The sequence below is a fragment of the Streptomyces sp. NPDC054866 genome, assembly GCF_053610745.1.
Genome location: NZ_JBSGZA010000005.1, coordinates 345,907 through 362,295, shown reverse-complemented (window position 1 = coordinate 362,295; position 16,389 = coordinate 345,907). Strand labels below are relative to the sequence as shown.

Annotated in this window: 16 protein-coding genes; 8 read left to right on the top strand and 8 right to left on the bottom strand. The window is 70.6% G+C overall.

The genetic code is table 11. The features are described 5' to 3' along the window. Positions 1-17 precede the first annotated feature (17 nt). The 6 genes from ACWGI2_RS26540 to paaA all read right to left on the bottom strand — a co-directional run bounded on the left by ACWGI2_RS26540 (position 18) and on the right by paaA (position 4,879). A complete protein-coding gene (locus tag ACWGI2_RS26540) occupies positions 18-1,151 on the bottom strand; it encodes an acyl-CoA dehydrogenase family protein (protein WP_453698035.1) in 1,134 nt (377 codons plus the stop codon). 129 nt (positions 1,152-1,280) lie between these two features. Continuing rightward, a complete protein-coding gene (gene paaE, locus ACWGI2_RS26535; RefSeq protein ID WP_453698034.1) occupies positions 1,281-2,357 on the bottom strand; it encodes a 1,2-phenylacetyl-CoA epoxidase subunit PaaE in 1,077 nt (358 codons plus the stop codon). Further along, positions 2,357-2,848, bottom strand: coding sequence for a 1,2-phenylacetyl-CoA epoxidase subunit PaaD (gene paaD / locus ACWGI2_RS26530; RefSeq protein ID WP_160506145.1), 492 nt, complete (start codon positions 2,846-2,848; stop codon positions 2,357-2,359). Before paaD ends, paaE begins: the two co-directional genes overlap by 1 nt. Next, a complete protein-coding gene (gene paaC, locus ACWGI2_RS26525) occupies positions 2,842-3,597 on the bottom strand; it encodes a 1,2-phenylacetyl-CoA epoxidase subunit PaaC (RefSeq protein WP_453698032.1) in 756 nt (251 codons plus the stop codon). The genes paaD and paaC overlap by 7 nt, the downstream gene beginning before the upstream one ends. Beyond that, positions 3,594-3,884, bottom strand: coding sequence for a 1,2-phenylacetyl-CoA epoxidase subunit PaaB (paaB, locus tag ACWGI2_RS26520; RefSeq protein WP_160506146.1), 291 nt, complete (start codon positions 3,882-3,884; stop codon positions 3,594-3,596). The genes paaC and paaB overlap by 4 nt, the downstream gene beginning before the upstream one ends. Beyond that, positions 3,881-4,879 carry a 1,2-phenylacetyl-CoA epoxidase subunit PaaA gene (gene paaA, locus ACWGI2_RS26515; protein ID WP_453698030.1) on the bottom strand — a complete coding sequence of 333 codons (999 nt, stop codon included), beginning with the start codon at positions 4,877-4,879 and terminating at the stop codon, positions 3,881-3,883. Before paaA ends, paaB begins: the two co-directional genes overlap by 4 nt. 223 nt (positions 4,880-5,102) lie before the next feature. Between paaA and ACWGI2_RS26510 the strand changes: the two genes are divergently transcribed. The 3 genes from ACWGI2_RS26510 to ACWGI2_RS26500 are packed head-to-tail and all read left to right on the top strand — an operon-like array spanning position 5,103 to position 7,940. Continuing rightward, the gene (locus tag ACWGI2_RS26510; RefSeq protein WP_453698028.1) at positions 5,103-5,891 is read left to right on the top strand and encodes a DUF5819 family protein; all 789 of its coding nucleotides are present in this window, start codon (positions 5,103-5,105) and stop codon (positions 5,889-5,891) included. Beyond that, entirely contained in the window at positions 5,888-7,123 is a 1,236-nt protein-coding gene (locus ACWGI2_RS26505; RefSeq protein WP_453698027.1) for an HTTM domain-containing protein, read from the top strand. The genes ACWGI2_RS26510 and ACWGI2_RS26505 overlap by 4 nt, the downstream gene beginning before the upstream one ends. 37 nt (positions 7,124-7,160) lie before the next feature. Further along, positions 7,161-7,940 carry a TrmH family RNA methyltransferase gene (locus ACWGI2_RS26500; protein WP_453698025.1) on the top strand — a complete coding sequence of 260 codons (780 nt, stop codon included), beginning with the start codon at positions 7,161-7,163 and terminating at the stop codon, positions 7,938-7,940. A gap of 15 nt (positions 7,941-7,955) precedes the next feature. On the opposite strand, the gene paaN is transcribed toward ACWGI2_RS26500, so the two are convergent. Then, complete coding sequence (gene paaN / locus ACWGI2_RS26495) at positions 7,956-9,647, bottom strand: phenylacetic acid degradation protein PaaN (protein WP_453698023.1); 1,692 nt, start codon at positions 9,645-9,647, stop codon at positions 7,956-7,958. A 196-nt stretch (positions 9,648-9,843) separates the two neighbouring features. On the opposite strand from paaN, the gene ACWGI2_RS26490 reads away from it, so the two are divergent. Further along, entirely contained in the window at positions 9,844-11,358 is a 1,515-nt protein-coding gene (locus ACWGI2_RS26490) for a 3-hydroxyacyl-CoA dehydrogenase (RefSeq protein ID WP_453698022.1), read from the top strand. Then, on the top strand, positions 11,355-11,948 hold the full coding sequence (locus tag ACWGI2_RS26485; RefSeq protein ID WP_453396839.1) for a TetR/AcrR family transcriptional regulator: 594 nt from the start codon (positions 11,355-11,357) through the stop codon (positions 11,946-11,948). The genes ACWGI2_RS26490 and ACWGI2_RS26485 overlap by 4 nt, the downstream gene beginning before the upstream one ends. A gap of 23 nt (positions 11,949-11,971) precedes the next feature. Here ACWGI2_RS26485 and ACWGI2_RS26480 read toward each other — a convergent pair whose 3' ends face one another. Further along, positions 11,972-12,496: an Lrp/AsnC family transcriptional regulator gene (locus ACWGI2_RS26480; protein ID WP_453396840.1), complete on the bottom strand. Its 525-nt coding sequence runs from the start codon at positions 12,494-12,496 to the stop codon at positions 11,972-11,974. 190 nt (positions 12,497-12,686) lie between these two features. On the opposite strand from ACWGI2_RS26480, the gene pdhA reads away from it, so the two are divergent. The 3 genes from pdhA to ACWGI2_RS26465 are packed head-to-tail and all read left to right on the top strand — an operon-like array spanning position 12,687 to position 16,320. Continuing rightward, the gene (gene pdhA / locus ACWGI2_RS26475) at positions 12,687-13,859 is read left to right on the top strand and encodes a pyruvate dehydrogenase (acetyl-transferring) E1 component subunit alpha (protein ID WP_453698020.1); all 1,173 of its coding nucleotides are present in this window, start codon (positions 12,687-12,689) and stop codon (positions 13,857-13,859) included. Continuing rightward, complete coding sequence (locus ACWGI2_RS26470; protein WP_453698019.1) at positions 13,856-14,884, top strand: alpha-ketoacid dehydrogenase subunit beta; 1,029 nt, start codon at positions 13,856-13,858, stop codon at positions 14,882-14,884. The genes pdhA and ACWGI2_RS26470 overlap by 4 nt, the downstream gene beginning before the upstream one ends. After that, a complete protein-coding gene (locus ACWGI2_RS26465) occupies positions 14,884-16,320 on the top strand; it encodes a dihydrolipoamide acetyltransferase family protein (RefSeq protein WP_453698018.1) in 1,437 nt (478 codons plus the stop codon). The genes ACWGI2_RS26470 and ACWGI2_RS26465 overlap by 1 nt, the downstream gene beginning before the upstream one ends. Positions 16,321-16,389: the final 69 nt, after the last annotated feature.

Sequence of the window (16,389 nt, the reverse complement as noted above, 5' to 3'; positions counted from 1 at the left end):
GGCTGAAGTCTTCGTCTTCAGCCGAGTGGATGCGCGGCCAGCAGGTCGCCCAGTGCCTCCTCGTGCGCTGCCGCGGGGCCGAGGGACAGCTCCAGCTGCTTGGCCCACGCGTGGTAGCGGTGCAGGGGGTAGTCGGTGTCGGATCCGAAGCCGCCGTGCAGATGCTGTGCCGTCTGCACCACCCTGCGTACGCCGTCCGACGCCCAGATCTTGGCGACGGCCACGTCTCCGGTGGCGGGCAGGGCGCCGCTCGCGCCGGTGCTGATGCGCCAGGCGGCCTGCCAGAGGGTGACCTCCATCGCGCGCAGGTCGATGTAACGGTCGGCCGCCTGCACCGCCACGGCCTGGAAGGTGGCGACGGGGAAGCCGAACTGTTCGCGCTTGCCGGTGTATTCGCTGGTCATGCTCAGCACGCCCTCACCGAGGCCGAGCGCGAGGGCGCAGGTTCCGGTGGCGAGCAGATCGCGCAGCCAGTCCCAGGCCCCGTCGGCCTCGATGACGTCGGCGCCGCTGATCCGTACGGATTCCAAGCTGAGCTCGCCGAGGCGCTCGCCGCTCGTGGACACCTGCTCGGCGAGGGTGAGGCCCTCGTGCGCGCGGGGTATCAGGGCGAGGACGGCCCGGCCTGCCGATGTGTGGGCGGGCACCACGATGAGGTCGGCGTTCTGTGCCCAGGGCACGGCTGTCTGTGTGCCGTCGAGCAGCCAGTCGTCGCCGTCCTGCCGTGCGGTGACGGCGAGTTCGGCGGGGTCGTGTCCGCTGCGGCCGTTCGCTGCGACGGTCAGGACGAGTTCTCCGCGGGCGGCCCTCGGCAGGATTCGCTGCTTCAACTCCCCGCTGCCGTAGGTCTGTACGGCATACGCGGCGGCGCTGCTCTCCAGGAGCGGAACCCGGGCGAGTTTCGTCGCCGACTCGCGCAGGACCAGGCAGAGGGCGATGGTGTCCAGGCCAGCGCCGCCGTGCTCGGGATCGAGGAGCAGGCTCAGCAGATCGGCTCCGGCGAGTTTTGCCCACAGGGCGCGGTCGAAGTCCTCGGCGACGGCGCCCGGTACGAGAGCGGGGCTCGGCACGCCGTCGGGCGCGACGGAGGCGAAGAGCGCCTTCGCCGCCTCGACGGCCGCCTGCTGTTCCTCGGTGAAGGTGAAGTCCACTGCTTGTCCTCCCGCGCACCGGCCCGATGATTCTGTCTCTGCTACGCCCGCTGTTTCTGACGGGTCGTCAAGATAGAACAGGTTCTACGGGAAGGGAACAGCGTCGGCCCCTCGGCCACTTGGGAGCCCTCAGCGGTCGAAGTCCAACTCCACCGTGTCCGTCGCCGGATGGGACTGGCACGCGAGGACGTACCCCGCCTCGGTCTCCTCCGGCTCCAGCGCGAAGTTGCGGTCCATCCGCACCTCGCCCGAGACCCGGAAGGCCCGGCAGGTCCCGCACACCCCGCCCTTGCAGGCGTACGGCGCGTCCGCGCGGTTGCGCAGCACCGTATCGAGGAGGGATTCCCCGTCCTGGACCGGCCACGTGCCGGAGCGCCCGTCGAGGGTCACCGTCACGGTGCTGTGCGCGGGGGCGGCCGCCGCGGCGGCGGGTGCCGGGGCGGCGAGGCCGTCGTCCACGTGGAATATCTCCTCGTGGATGCGCTGACGCGTCACGCCCAGGCCGCGCAGTGTCTTCTCCGCGCCCTGCACCAGGCCGAGCGGGCCGCACAGGAACCAGCCCGCGACCTCTTCGACGGGCAACAGCGCCGGAAGCAGCCTGCTCAGCCGCTCCTCGTCGAGCCGTCCGGAGTCGAGCCCCGACTGCTGCTCCTCCCGGGAGAGCACCGTGACCAGCTGGAACCGGTCCGGCCAGCGGTCCTTGAGGTCGGCGACCTCCTCCAGGAACATCGTCGACGCGGCGGTGCGATCGCTCCGGATGAGACAGAACGTGGCCCGCGGTTCGCGATCGAGGAGCGTCGTGACGATGGAGAGCACGGGTGTGATCCCGCTGCCGCCGACCACCGCCGCATAGCGCCCGGGTGCCGGTTCCAGCGTGAAGCGCCCGGCCGGGGTCATCACGTCGAGGTCATCGCCGACGGCGACTTCCTTCAGGGCATACGTCGAGAAGGCGCCGCCTTCGACGAAGCGCACCCCGACCCGCAGGGTCCGCGGCTCGGAGGGGCTTTCGGGGTGGGGCGCGGGTGCGCAGATCGAGTACGTACGCCGGATCTCCGTGCCGTCGACGAAGCGGCGGACGGCGAGATGCTGGCCGGGGGCGAAGCGGTACTCCTCGCGCAGGGCGGGGGGCACTTCGAAGGTCAGCGTCACGGAGTCGTCGGTGAGCTGCTCGACCGCCGCTACTCGGAGCTGGTGGAAGCGTGCCATCACAACTCCTTGAAGTGGTCGAACGGTTCACGGCAGGCGACGCACCGGCGCAGGGCCTTGCAGGCCGTCGACGAGAAACGGCTGAGCAGTTCGGTGTCGGTCGAGCCGCAGTGCGGGCAGCGGACCGAGAGGGTGAGCGGTATCGGCCCGCCGGTGCTGTGCGGGCGCGGGGGCGCGATGCCGAACTCCGCGAGTTTGCGGCGGCCCTCGGCGCTGATGTCGTCGGTCGACCAGGCGGGGGAGAGCACGGTGCGCACGGAGATCTCCGCCATGCCGCGCTCACGCAGGACCTGCTCGATGTCGGCGACCATGGTCTCTATGGCCGGACAGCCGGTGTACGTGGGGGTCAGCTCGACGTCGACCTTGCCGATGCCGCGGACGTGCACGCCGCGCAGGACCCCGAGTTCGGCCAGCGTGATGACCGGCAGCTCCGGGTCGGGCACGGAGCCCGCGAGGGCCAGCAGCTCCTCTTCGAGGGCGGTGGTCACCATGACGCCCCCGGGTGGCTGCGGTGCAGGTGCTGCATCTCGGCGAGCATCCGCCCGAAGGATTCGGTGTGCAGACCCTGGCGGCCGGCGCCCGCTGCCCAGGCCCCTTCCTGCGGGCCGGTGGGCACGGTCAGGGTCGCCTTCTCGATGACGGCGGTCACTGAGGCCGTCCAACTCGCGCGCAACGTTGGCCAGTCGACGCCTGCGGAGCTGTCCGCGCCGTTGAGGCCTTCCACCGGCTGGAACATCTCGCTGGTGAATCGCCAGAGCGCGTCGAGCCCGCGCTGCATCCGCTCATGGCTCTCCGCCGTCCCGTCGCCGAGCCGCAGCGTCCACTGCTCCGCGTGGTCCTGGTGGTAGGCGACTTCCTTGACCGCCTTCGCCGCGAGCGGGGCGAACGTGCTGTCTCCGCTCGCCAGCCGGTCGTACAACAGCGTTTGGTACGTGGAGAAGTAGAGCTGGCGGGCGATGGTGTGGGCGAAGTCGCCGTTCGGCTGCTCGACCAGCTGGAGGTTGCGGAAGGCGCGCTCCTCGCGCAGGTAGGCCAGTTCGTCCTCGTCCCCGGCCAAGGAGAGCAGGACGCGTGCCTGGCCGAGCAGGTCGAGGGCGATGTTCGCGAGGGCGACCTCTTCCTCGAGGACGGGTGCGTGGCCCGCCCACTCCCCCAGCCGGTGCGAGAGCACCAGCGCGTCATCGCCCAGGGCGAGGGCGAGGGCGGCGGTGGTGGCCGTCGGGGCCAGTGGCGCGGTCACAGGTGCTTCACCCCGTCCGGGATGTCGTAGAAGGTCGGGTGGCGGTAGGGCTTGTCGCCCGCCGGTTCGAAGAAGGAGTCCTTCTCGTCGGGCGAGGAGGCGGTGATCTGTGTGGACGGCACGACCCAGATCGAGACGCCTTCGCTTCTGCGGGTGTAGAGATCGCGGGCGTTGCGCAGGGCCATTTCCGCGTCCGGCGCGTGCAGGCTGCCCGCGTGGGTGTGGGAGAGCCCGCGGCGGGAGCGCACGAACACCTCCCACAGCGGCCAGTCGGTCGAGCTGCTCATGCCTTCGCCTCCCCGTGCTTGGCGGCGAACGCCGCTGCTGCCTCGCGCACCCAGGCGCCTTCTTCGTGCGCGGTCCTGCGCTGAGTGATCCGCTGTTCGTTGCAGGGGCCGTTGCCCTTGAGGACCGCCCAGAACTCCGTCCAGTCGATCGGGCCGAAGTCGTGATGCCCCCGCTGCTCGTTCCACACGAGGTCCGGGTCGGGGAGCGTGAGGCCGAGGGACTCGGCCTGGGGGACGCAGATGTCCACGAAGCGCTGGCGCAGCTCGTCGTTCGAGTGGCGCTTGATCTTCCAGGTCATCGACTGCTCCGAGTGCGACGACTCGTCGTCGGGCGGGCCGAACATCATCAGGGATGGCCACCACCAGCGGTCCACGGCGTCCTGCGCCATGGCGTGCTGGGCCTCGGTGCCCCGGCTGAGGGCGAGCAGGGATTCATACCCCTGGCGCTGGTGGAACGACTCCTCCTTGCAGACGCGGACCATCGCGCGGGCATAGGGGCCGTACGAACAGCGGCAGAGCGGGACCTGGTTCGTGATCGCGGCGCCGTCCACCAGCCAGCCGATCGCGCCGACGTCGGCCCAGGTCAGCGTCGGGTAGTTGAAGATCGAGGAGTACTTCTGGCGGCCCGAGTGCAGCTTGTCGAGCAGCTCCTCGCGGCTGGTTCCCAGGGTCTCGGCGGCGCTGTAGAGATACAGGCCGTGGCCGGCCTCGTCCTGCACCTTGGCCATCAGGATCGCCTTGCGCCGAAGGGAGGGGGCGCGCGTGATCCAGTTGGCCTCCGGCTGCATGCCGATGATCTCGGAGTGGGCGTGCTGCGCGATCTGCCTGACCAGCGAGGCGCGATAGGCGTCGGGCATCCAGTCCCGCGGCTCGATGCGCTCGTCGGCCGCGACGGCGGCGTCGAAGGCCGCTTCGTGCGCCGCCGTGCTTGCGGCGTCGGCCGCCGCCTGGTCCGGCTCGGACCGGGCCGTCTGATGCTCGGCTGCTGTTGCCATCGCGGTCCCCCTCGACCTTTAGCTAGCTACCGACCGATCGTTCGGTTCGTGGAATTCAATGGTGCGGCTCAGCGCCATAAGGTGTCAACCCTGTGGATAACTTCACGGACGCTGTGCCTGGCGCGCAGGCATGAGTACCGTTCCGCTGCGACGGGCGGTAGAGAGCCGTGTGACGGGCGGGCCGACGGGCGCACCACCGTGCGGGATCGGGAATCGGGGCGGAATGGACGCGAACGACAACAACGCGAACGAGCCGCCGTCCCCATCCGCCGAACCCCTGACGGCCGCACCCCCGCCCCGCACCGGTATCGCCGCCCTCTCCCCGCGCTACCAGGTGGCGGCCGCGCTCGCGCTCGCGCTCATCGCCGTCACGGCCTGTGTCCACGTAGGGATGCTCTTCCTCCACGTCGCCCCCGCGAACACCATGACCAAGCAGCACGGGCAGGCAGTCGACGACTGGGTCTATCCCGAGTTCGAGCAGAACTGGAAGCTCTTCGCGCCCAACCCGATGCAGCAGAACATCGCGGTGCAGGCCCGCGCCGAGATGCGCACGGACAGCGGAACGACGCGGACCACCGGCTGGTACGACCTCTCCGCCCGCGACGGCGCCGCGATCGACGGAAATCTCCTGCCCAGCCACACGCAGCAGAACGAACTGCGCAGGGCCTGGGACTTCTATGTCGGCGCGCATGACGCGCAGAATCGTCCCCGCGGCCTGCGCGGGGAGCTCTCGGAGCGCTACATCCGCCGCATCGTGGTGATGCGCGTCGAGCGCGAGGAGCCCCTCGGTAAGGACGCCACGATCGAGCGCATCCAGGTCCGCTCCAGGACCACGAACGTGCCGGCCCCCGAGTGGAGCGATGAGAAGGTCACGGCGAAACCGGTGCTGCGCCAGCTGCCGTGGTGGCCCGTGGAGCCCGACGACATGCCTCTGGGCAAGGCTCAGCGTTCTTCGGACAAGGCTCAGGATTCCTCGCACAAGGCTCAGGGATCTGAGGGGGACGCCCGATGAACCGCTTCGGCTCCCTCCTCGGGCGCGGCATCGAACGGGTCACCGCATCCGCTCTCGGCCCCTATCAGACCGCCGTGATCCGCATCGGATTCGCCGCCACCTGGCTGCTCTTCCTGCTGCGCGAACTCCCCCACCGCCTTGAGCTGTACGGCCCCGACAGCCCGTGGAGCTGGGACATGGCCCAGCAGCTCATCGCGGAGAACGACGCCTTCACGGCCCTGATGTGGTCCGACGGGCGCATCTGGTTCGAGGTCGTCTACGCGCTCGCCGTCCTGAGCAGCGCCCTGCTGATGCTCGGCTGGCGTACGCGCACGATGTCCGTGCTCTTCATGATCGGCGTGCTCTCGCTGCAGAACCGCTCCATCTTCATGGGCGACGGCGGAGACAACGTCATCCACCTCATGGCCACCTACCTGGTGTTCACACGCTGCGGCCAGGTCTGGTCGCTCGACGCCCGGCGAGCGGCACGCGCGCGTGCGGTGCCGGTCGGCCCTGCGGAGACGGCACAGCCCGTCGACAAGGCCGGGCCTGTGCTGTGGTGGTTCCTTGGGCTCGGTCTCTCCTCGGTGACGTTCATGGGGGAGCTCAGCGGGGGCTGGCTGCTGGTCTTCTGGGGGCTGTGGCTCGCGCACGGCCTGTGGTGGGCCGTCGGGCGGCGCGCGCCCGGCGGCGAGGCGCGCAAGCTGCTCGACGTCATCGTCAAGGTCGCGCACAACGCCGCACTACTGGTGATCATGGTCGAGGCGTGTCTGATCTACGCGACGGCCGGTTGGTACAAGATCCAGGGCAGCCGCTGGCAGGACGGCACGGCCATCTACTACCCGCTGCGTCTCGACTACTTCTCTCCCTGGCCCGCGCTCTCCGACCTGCTCGCCTCGCACGGCCTCATGGTGATGCTGGTGACGTACGGGACGGTCGCCGTGCAGGTCGCCTTCCCCTTCACCCTCTTCAACAGGCGGGTCAAGAACGTCCTCCTGGCCGCCATGATCTTCGAGCACGCGGTCATCGCGGTCGTCCTCGGACTGCCGTTCTTCTCGCTCGCGATGATCGCGGCCGACGCGGTGTTCCTGCCGACGTCGTTCCTGCGCCGCGTCGGCGGATGGGCGGCACGCGCGCGTGGAGCGCTGTTCTCGCTTTTCTCGCGCGGTGGCACGGTGCCGGGACAGCGTGGGGCGGACGAGGAACCGGCCACGGATTCCACCGAGCACGCGCGCGTAGGCTTCCCTTCATGAACGGGGACGTACAAGGGATGAGCGGGACGTACGCCGGATGAACGGGACGCACCAGCGTGATCCGGACGGTGCCGTGCGTGACTGGCGAGAGGTCGCCGACACCTCCGTGCTGCTAGACGGATTCCACGCCATCAAGCACGCGCTGCGCTTCGGGGCGCTGATCCCCTCGGCGCTGACCAGCGACAGGGCCGCTGTGCTCGCCCTCGCCGACGAGCTCGCGCCGGACGTGAAGGACGCCCTCGACGCGCTCGTCGTGCAGGTCCCGGACAGCGCCCTGCGTGCCCTTGTGCCGCGTCTGCATCCCACGGGGGTGGCCGCTCTCGCGGTACGCCCTTCCCGTGCGGCCAACCTCGACGCGCTGGGCCGCATGCCGAGGACCGCGCCGGTCGTCGTCCTCGACGATCCCCGCAATCTGGGCAACGCCGGGGCCGTGATCCGGCTGGCCGCGGGGTTCGGGGCGACGGGAGTCGTCACGACCGGCACGCTCGACCCCTGGCATCCCACGGTCATACGCGGTGGCGCCGGCCTGCACTTCGCCACGGCCGTCGAGCGGATGGACGTCCGCGAACTGCCGCCGGGGCCGGTGTTCGCGCTCGATGCGGAGGGCGAGGACATCCGGGCCCTCAAGCTGCCGGACGACGCCGTGCTGGCCTTCGGGTCCGAGCGCAGTGGCCTGTCCACGCAACTGCGGGAGCGCGCCGATCACTTGGTGTCCCTGCCGATGCGGCCCCAGGTATCCAGCTACAACCTGGCCACCAGCGTCGGTATGACGCTCTTCCACTGGTCGGCGGGCAGGCCTCCGGGCGCGGAGGCCTGAACCCGCCGCCGGACGTCAGGCGTCCCTGCGCACCTCCACCACACGGAAGCGGTTGGCCACGAAGGCGCCGTCACACAGGGCGGCGTTCGCGGCGGGGTTGCCGCCCGAGCCGTGGAAGTCCGAGAAAGCCGCCGTCTGGTTCACATAGACGCCGCCCGTGAGGTTCAAGGAGAGCTGGGCGCACTCCTCCAGGCAGGTCTCCTCCACGGCGCCGGACACCTCGTCCGACGTCGTGTACGCGCCGACCGTCATCGCGCCCTTGTCGCGCACCGTGCGGCGCAGCAGCTCCACGGCGTCCGCGGCCGAGTCGACCGCGACGGCGAAGGAGACGGGGCCGAAGCACTCGTCCAGATAGACCGCCTCGGCGTCCGGCTTCGCGCCGTCCAGCTTGACGATGACCGGGGTGCGGACCACGGCGTCCGGGAACTCCGGGTTGCTGATCTCCCGTGAGGGGAGGGCCACTTCGCCGAGTCCGGCCGCCGCCTCCAGGCGGGCCTTCACACCCGGGTTGACCAGGGCGCCGAGGATGCCGTTCGCGCGGGCGTCGTCGCCGAGCAGGCCGTTCACGGACGCGGCGAGGTCGGACACCACGTCGTCGTACGACTTCGCTCCGGCGTCCGTCGCGATGCCGTCACGGGGGATCAGGAGGTTCTGCGGGGTCGTGCACATCTGGCCGCTGTAGAGCGACAGGGAGAAGGCCAGGTTGGCCAGCATTCCCTTGTAGTTGTCCGTCGAGTCGACGACGACCGTGTTCACGCCGGCCTTCTCCGTGTAGACCTGCGCCTGGCGGGCGTTGGCCTCCAGCCAGTCGCCGAAGGCGGTCGATCCGGTGTAGTCGATGATCTTGATCTCGGGGCGGACGGCGAGGGTCTTGGCGATGCCTTCGTCCGGTCGCTCGGCGGCCAGGCACACCAGGTTCGGGTCGAAGCCCGCGTCGGTGAGGGCCTCGCGCGCGATGCGCACGGTCAGCGCGAGCGGGAGCACCGCGCGCGGGTGGGGCTTGACCAGGACGGGGTTGCCGCTGGCCAGGGAGGCGAACAGGCCCGGGTAGCCGTTCCACGTCGGGAAGGTGTTGCAGCCGATCAGGAGCGAGATGCCGCGCGCCACGGGCGTGAAGCGCTTGTTCAGGCCGATCGGGTCGCGCTTGCCCTGGGGCTTGGACCACTCCGCGCTGTCAGGGGTGCGGGCCTGCTCGACGTACGCATACGCCACCGCTTCGAGGCCGCGGTCCTGGGCGTGCGGTCCGCCCGCCTGGAAGGCCATCATGAAGGCCTGGCCGCTGGTGTGCATGACGGCGTGCGCCATCTCGTGCGTGCGCGCGCTGATGCGCGACAGGATCTCCAGACAGACCATCGCGCGCACTTCCGCGCCCGCGTCGCGCCAGGCGCGCATCCCGGCGCGCATCGCCGGCAGCAGCGTGTCGATGTCCGGGTGGGGGTACGTGATGCCCAACTCGGGCCCGTACGGAGAGACTTCCGCGCCTGTCCAGTCGTCCGTGCCCGGCTGGTCGAGGTCGAAGCGGCTGCCCAGGAGGGCGTCGAAGGCGGCTTTGCCCTCGGGCAGGCTCAGGCTGCCGTTCTCTCCATAGGCCTTGGGGTGCTCGGGGTGCGGCGACCAGTACGCGCGCGTGCGGATCGTCTCCAGCGCCTGGTCGAGTGTGGGCCGGTGCGTGGCGATCAGCTGGTGCGCGGTGAGTTCGGCGGCCATATCGGACCAACTCCTCGTCGAGCCGGCTCGTCGTCGAGCCGGCGAGCTGGGCAGGGCAGTGGGCAGGAACGGACGGACAGAGCTAGAGTAACCGAACGATCGGTCGGTACAAGGGGGTCCGTCGAACCTGTGGACAACTTCTCGCCGGGCACCCCCGCACCCTCCGGCGGACACCTCGTGCGGGAGGATCGCGAGCATGACAGCACTCGAGCTCAGCAGCCCCGTTGCCGTGGTCGGCACCGGCACCATGGGGCAGGGCATCGCCCAGGTCGCCCTGCTGGCGGGCCACCCCGTGCGGCTGTACGACGCCGTGGAGGGGCAGGCGAAGACCGCGGCCGCCGCGATCGCCGCACGCCTTGACCGGCTCGTCGAGAAGGGCAGGCTCGCGGCCGCCGACCGGGCCGCCGCGGGGGACCGGCTCACCCCGGTCGCCGGCCTCGCCGAGCTGGCCGGGTGCGGACTCGTCGTCGAGGCGATCCTGGAGAAACTCTCCGTGAAGCAGCGTCTCTTCGAAGAGCTGGAGGAGATAGTCGGCGAAGACTGTCTCCTCGCCACGAACACGTCGTCCCTCTCCGTCACCGCCATCGCCGGCACGCTCAAGAAGCCCGGCCGCTTCGTCGGCCTGCACTTCTTCAACCCCGCGCCGCTCCTCCCCCTCGTCGAGGTCGTCAGCGGCTTCGCGACCGACGAAACGGCCGCCACGCGTGCGTACGAGACGGCGCGGACCTGGGGCAAGACGCCCGTGCGCAGCGCGGACACCCCCGGCTTCATCGTCAACCGGATCGCCCGCCCCTTCTACGCCGAGGCGCTGCGCGTCCACGAGGAGCGGGCCGCCGACCCGGCCACCATCGACGCCGTCCTGCGCGAGTCCGGCGGCTTCAGGATGGGCCCCTTCGAGCTCACCGATCTCATCGGGCAGGACGTGAACGAGGCCGTCACCCGCTCCGTGTGGGAGTCGTTCTTCCAGGACCCCAAGTTCACGCCGTCACTCGCCCAGCGTCGCCTCGTCGAATCACGCCGCCTCGGCCGAAAGTCCGGACAGGGCTGGTACGCGTACGGGGACGACACCCCGCGCGCGGAGCCGCACACGGCGCGGCCCGCACCGGCCCCGGCGTCCGTCGCGGTGCACGGAGAGCTGTTCCAGGCGCGAGCCCTTGCCGGGCTGATCAGCGGGGCCGGGATCGACGTCGCGCACAAGGAGCCTCTCGACCCCGACTTCCCCGGCTGGATCGAACTGCCCAGCGGAGTGCGGCTTTTCCTTGCCGACGGATCCGCCGCGGACGACGCCGAGGCGCCGGTGATCCACTTCGACCTCGCGCTGGACTACGAGTCCGCGACCAGGATCGCCCTGGCGCCCGCCGCGACCGTGGGCGAGGCCCAGATCCGCGAGGCCGTGGGCCTCTTCCAGGCGCTGGGCAAGCAGGTCAGCGTCGTCGCCGATGTTCCGGGGATGATCGTGGCCCGTACCGTCGCTATGCTCGTCGACTTCGCGCTGGACGCCGTCGCGCGCGGTGTCGCCGACAAGGAGGACGTCGACACGGCCATGCGCCTCGGCGTCAACTACCCGCGCGGCCCCCTCGCGTGGGGCGAGGAGATCGGCGCGGGATGGGTCCTCGAAACCCTGGAGCGCCTGCACCTGGAGTACCCCACAGGCCGCTACGCGCCGTCCCAGGCACTGCGCCGCGCGGCAGCGCGAGAGGACCGCTCATGACCACCACCAGGCGCGACACGTACACCCCCGAGACCCTCCTGACGGTGGCGGTCCGGATCTTCAACGAGCGCGGTTACGACGGCACGTCCATGGAGCACCTCTCCAAGGCGGCCGGAATCTCCAAGTCCTCGATCTACCACCACGTCTCCGGCAAGGAAGAGTTGCTGCGCCGCGCGGTGAGCCGCGCGCTCGACGGGCTCTTCGGGATCCTTGCCGAGGAGCACGCGCGCGTGGGCACCGCCGTGCAGCGCCTGGAGCACGTCACGCGCCGCACCGTCGAGGTGCTCATCGCGGAACTGCCCTATGTGACGCTGCTGCTGCGCGTGCGCGGCAACACGGACACCGAGCGGTGGGCCATGGAGCGGCGCAGGGAGTTCGACCAGCAGGTCGCCGATCTGCTCAAGGAGGCCGTCGCCGACGGCGACCTGCGCTCGGACGTCGAGCTGCGCCTCGCCACCCGTCTGCTCTTCGGGATGATCAACTCCATCGTGGAGTGGTACCGCCCGGACGCCCGAGGTGCCTCATCGGGGGAGCAGGTCGCCGACGCCGTTGTGCAGTTGGCCTTCGCGGGACTGCGCAGCGGCGGCTGACGGATCAGCTCTCCGGCTCCGGATCAGTTCTCAGGCTCCAGGTCGTCCTCCTCGAAGACCAGCAACGTACGCGTGCTGAGCACTTCGGGGATGGACTGCAGTCGGGTGAGGACCAGCTCGCGCAGCGCGCGGTTGTCCGGCGTGTGCACCAGGAGCAGTACGTCGAAGTCGCCGCTGACCAGCGCGATGTGAGAGGCGCCGGGCAGCGTGCGCAGATGCTCGCGGACGGTGCGCCAGGTGTTCTGGACGATCTTGAGCGTGATGTACGCCGACGCGCCCTGGCCCGCCCGCTCGTGGTTGATCCGGGCTCCGAATCCGCGGATCACGCCGTCGTCGATGAGCCGGTTGATGCGCGCGTACGCGTTGGCCCGCGACACGTGGACGCGCTCGGCCACGGACCGTATCGACGCGCGACCGTCCGTGTGCAGTATGTGCAGGATGTCGCGGTCGATCGGGTCCAGCGGACGGGGCAGCCCCTCCTGGCGGTCGCCGGACCGGCCTTCAAGGCGATCACCGTCGCGCCCGTCGGCCATTCGTTCAGATGCCATGTCCCCCCGCCTCCCTACCATGGACGTACTGCATCCATCCCAGGCTGTGGAGAACCGTTTGTCCACAGCCTGGAGGTGCCTGTAGCCAAAATGTGCCGACGACCGAACAATCGGTAGGTGAGGCGCCTCACATTGCCGCGCCTCCTTTGCCGCTCCCACGAGGAGACCGCTTCCACATGGAGGTGCCGACATGACGGTCATGGAGCAGCGGGGCGTCTACCGGCCCACCCCGCCACCCGCATGGCAGCTCAGGACCGACCCCGCGCCGCTGCTGCCCGACGCGGAGCCCTATCGCGTCCTGGGCACGGAGGCCGCCGGCAAGGCCGACGAGGAGCTCCTGGGCCGTCTGTACGCCCAGCTGGTGCGAGGACGGCGGTACAACACGCAGGCGACGGCCCTGACGAAGCAGGGCAGGCTCGCCGTCTACCCCTCCAGCACAGGCCAGGAGGCCTGCGAGGTGGCCGCCGCGCTCGTCCTGGAGGAGCGGGACTGGCTCTTCCCCAGCTATCGCGACACGCTCGCCGCGGTCGCACGCGGCCTCGACCCCATCCACGCGCTGACCCTCCTGCGCGGCGACTGGCACACCGGGTACGACCCGCGCGAGCACCGCATAGCGCCCCTGTGCACCCCTCTCGCGACCCAGCTCCCGCACGCCGTGGGGCTCGCGCACGCCGCACGCCTGAAGGGCGACGACGTGGTCGCGCTCGCCATGGTCGGCGACGGCGGCACCAGCGAGGGCGACTTCCACGAGGCGCTGAACTTCGCGGCCGTCTGGCAGGCGCCCGTCGTCTTCCTGGTGCAGAACAACGGCTTCGCGATCTCCGTGCCGCTCGACAAGCAGACGGCCGCCCCCTCCCTGGCCCACAAGGCCGTCGGGTACGGAATGCCGGGCCGCCTGGTGGACGGCAACGACGCGGCGGCGGTGCACGAGGTGCTGAGCGAAGCGGTCTCCCGCGCCCGATCGGGCGGCGGCCCCACGCTCGTCGAAGCGGTGACCTACCGCATGGACGCCCACACGAACGCCGATGACGCCACGCGCTACCGCGGGGACGCCGAGGTCGAGGCCTGGCGCGCGCATGACCCGATCCTGCTCCTGGAGCGGGAGCTGACCGAGCGCGGCCTGCTCGACGAGGACCGGATGCGGGCGGCCCGCGACGACGCCGAGGCCATGGCGGCCGACCTGCGGGAACGCATGAACCAGGACCCCGAGCTCGACCCCATGGACCTCTTCAGCCATGTGTACGCCGAGCAGACCACCCAACTGCGTGAGCAGGCGGCCCAGTTGCGGGCCGAGCTGGAGGCATCGGACGAAGACGGCGCGGACGGCGCCGGGAGCGCGCACGGCGAGGAGAACGCGCGATGAGCACGATCGCGGCCGAACGGGCCACCAAGAAGGCAGCCAAACCGGCCACCATGGCGCAGGCGCTCGGGCGCGCGCTGCGCGACTCCCTGGCCGAGGACCCGTCCGTGCACGTCCTCGGAGAGGACGTCGGAGCGCTCGGCGGGGTCTTCCGCGTCACCGACGGGCTCACCAAGGAGTTCGGCGAGGACCGCTGTACGGACACACCGCTCGCCGAGGCGGGCATCCTGGGCACGGCCGTCGGCATGGCGATGTACGGGCTTCGGCCCGTCGTCGAGATGCAGTTCGACGCATTCGCCTACCCCGCCTTCGAGCAGCTCATCTCCCACGTGGCGCGGATGCGGAACCGCACGCGGGGCGCGATGCCGCTGCCCATCACGGTGCGCGTGCCCTACGGCGGCGGCATCGGCGGCGTCGAGCACCACAGCGACTCCTCCGAGGCGTACTACATGGCGACTCCGGGGCTTCATGTCGTCACGCCCGCCACGGTCGCCGACGCCTATGGCCTGCTGCGGGCCTCGATTGCCTCCGACGACCCGGTCGTCTTCCTGGAGCCGAAGCGCCTCTACTGGTCGAAGGCCGACTGGAACCCGGAAGCGCCGCAGACCGTTGAACCCATAGGCAAAGCAGTGGTGCGGCGCACCGGCCGCAGCGCCACGCTCCTCACGTACGGGCCGTCCGTGCCCGTCTGCATGGAGGCGGCCGAGGCCGCGGTCGCCGAGGGGTGGGACCTCGAAGTGGTCGACCTGCGCTCCCTCGTGCCCTTCGACGACGAGACGGTGGCTGCCTCGGTGCGGCGGACCGGGCGCGCGGTCGTCGTGCACGAGTCGGGCGGGTTCGGCGGACCCGGCGGGGAGATCGCCGCTCGTGTCACCGAGCGGTGCTTCCACCACCTGGAGGCGCCGGTCCTGCGCGTCGCCGGATTCGACATTCCCTATCCGCCGCCGATGCTCGAGCGGCATCATCTGCCGGGCGTGGACAGGATCCTGGACGCGGTCGCGCGGTTGCAGTGGGAGGCGGACAGCTGATGGCGCCCGGTCTGAACGTGAACAGCCTTGAGTTCAAGCTGCCCGATCTCGGCGAGGGGCTCACGGAGGCGGAGATCACCCGCTGGCTCGTGCAGGTCGGCGATGTCGTCGCCGTCGACCAGCCCGTCGTCGAGGTGGAGACGGCCAAGGCGATGGTGGAGGTGCCCTGCCCGTACGGAGGCGTGGTGACGGCCCGCTTCGGTGAGGAGGGTGCGGAACTGCCGGTGGGCGCCCCGCTGTTGACGGTGGCCGTCGGCGCCCCGGCCGGGGACGCGGGCGCGGCTCCGGCTGCTGCTCCCGCTCCGGCGCCTGAGGAGCCCGCGGAGCGAGCCCTTCAGGCGGCTGCCGCCGAGGAGTCCTCCGGCAACGTCCTGGTCGGGTACGGGACGGCTGCGGCGCCCGCGCGGCGCAGAAGGGTGCGATCGGGGGTCACCACGAACTCCGTCACGAAGGACACCACGCGTCCTGTCACGACGACCGCACCGAAGCCTCCCGCGACGTCCGTGGCCGACGGTCCCATACCGGTGATCTCACCTCTTGTACGCAAGCTGGCCCGTGAGAACGGCGTGGAGCTGCGGGAGTTGACGGGCACGGGCCCGGACGGGCTGATCATGCGGGCCGATGTCGAGTCCGCCATAGCGGCGGAACGGACCGTCGCGCAGCAGACGGCCCCGGGCACGCCCACGCCGCTGGCAGCGGCGGGCGAGGAGACCCGCGTCGCGTCGGCGGGGGCAGAGACCCGCTACCCGCTGACCGGCATCCGGGGCCTCGTCGCGGACAAGATGTCCCGCAGCAGGCGTGAGATACCGGAAGCCACCTGCTGGGTCGACGCCGACGCGACGGAACTGCTCGCGGCGCGCGCCGCGATGAACGCCGCCGTGAAGGAGGGCGGCGGGCAGCAGAAGGTCTCGCTGCTCGCGCTGTTCGCCCGCATCAGTGTGGCCGCGCTGGCCCGCTACCCGATGCTCAACTCCACGGTGGACATGGAGGCGCGCGAGGTGGTCCGGCTCGCCGACGTCCACCTCGGCTTCGCCGCGCAGACCGACCGGGGTCTGGTCGTCCCCGTGGTCCGGAACGCGAACACGCGCACCACCGAATCGATCAGCACCGAGCTGATCCGGCTCACGGAGTCGGCGCGGGACGGAAAGCTGACACCGGGGGAACTCACGGGCGGCACGTTCACGTTGAACAACTACGGGGTGTTCGGGGTCGACGGCTCCACGCCGATCATCAACCACCCCGAGGCGGCCATGCTCGGCGTGGGCCGGATCGTGCCCAAGCCATGGGTGCACCAAGGGGAGTTGGCCGTGCGGCACGTCGTGCAGCTCTCGCTCACCTTCGACCACCGGGTGTGCGACGGAGGCACGGCGGGCGGGTTCCTGCGGTTCGTGGCGGACTGCGTGGAGCAGCCAGCGGTGCTGCTGCGGGCTGTGTGAGGGGGCCCGGGGCAGCGGAGTGAGCCCTGATGCGGTGATGTGAGTCCCCGTACAGAGGGGTGGCATTGA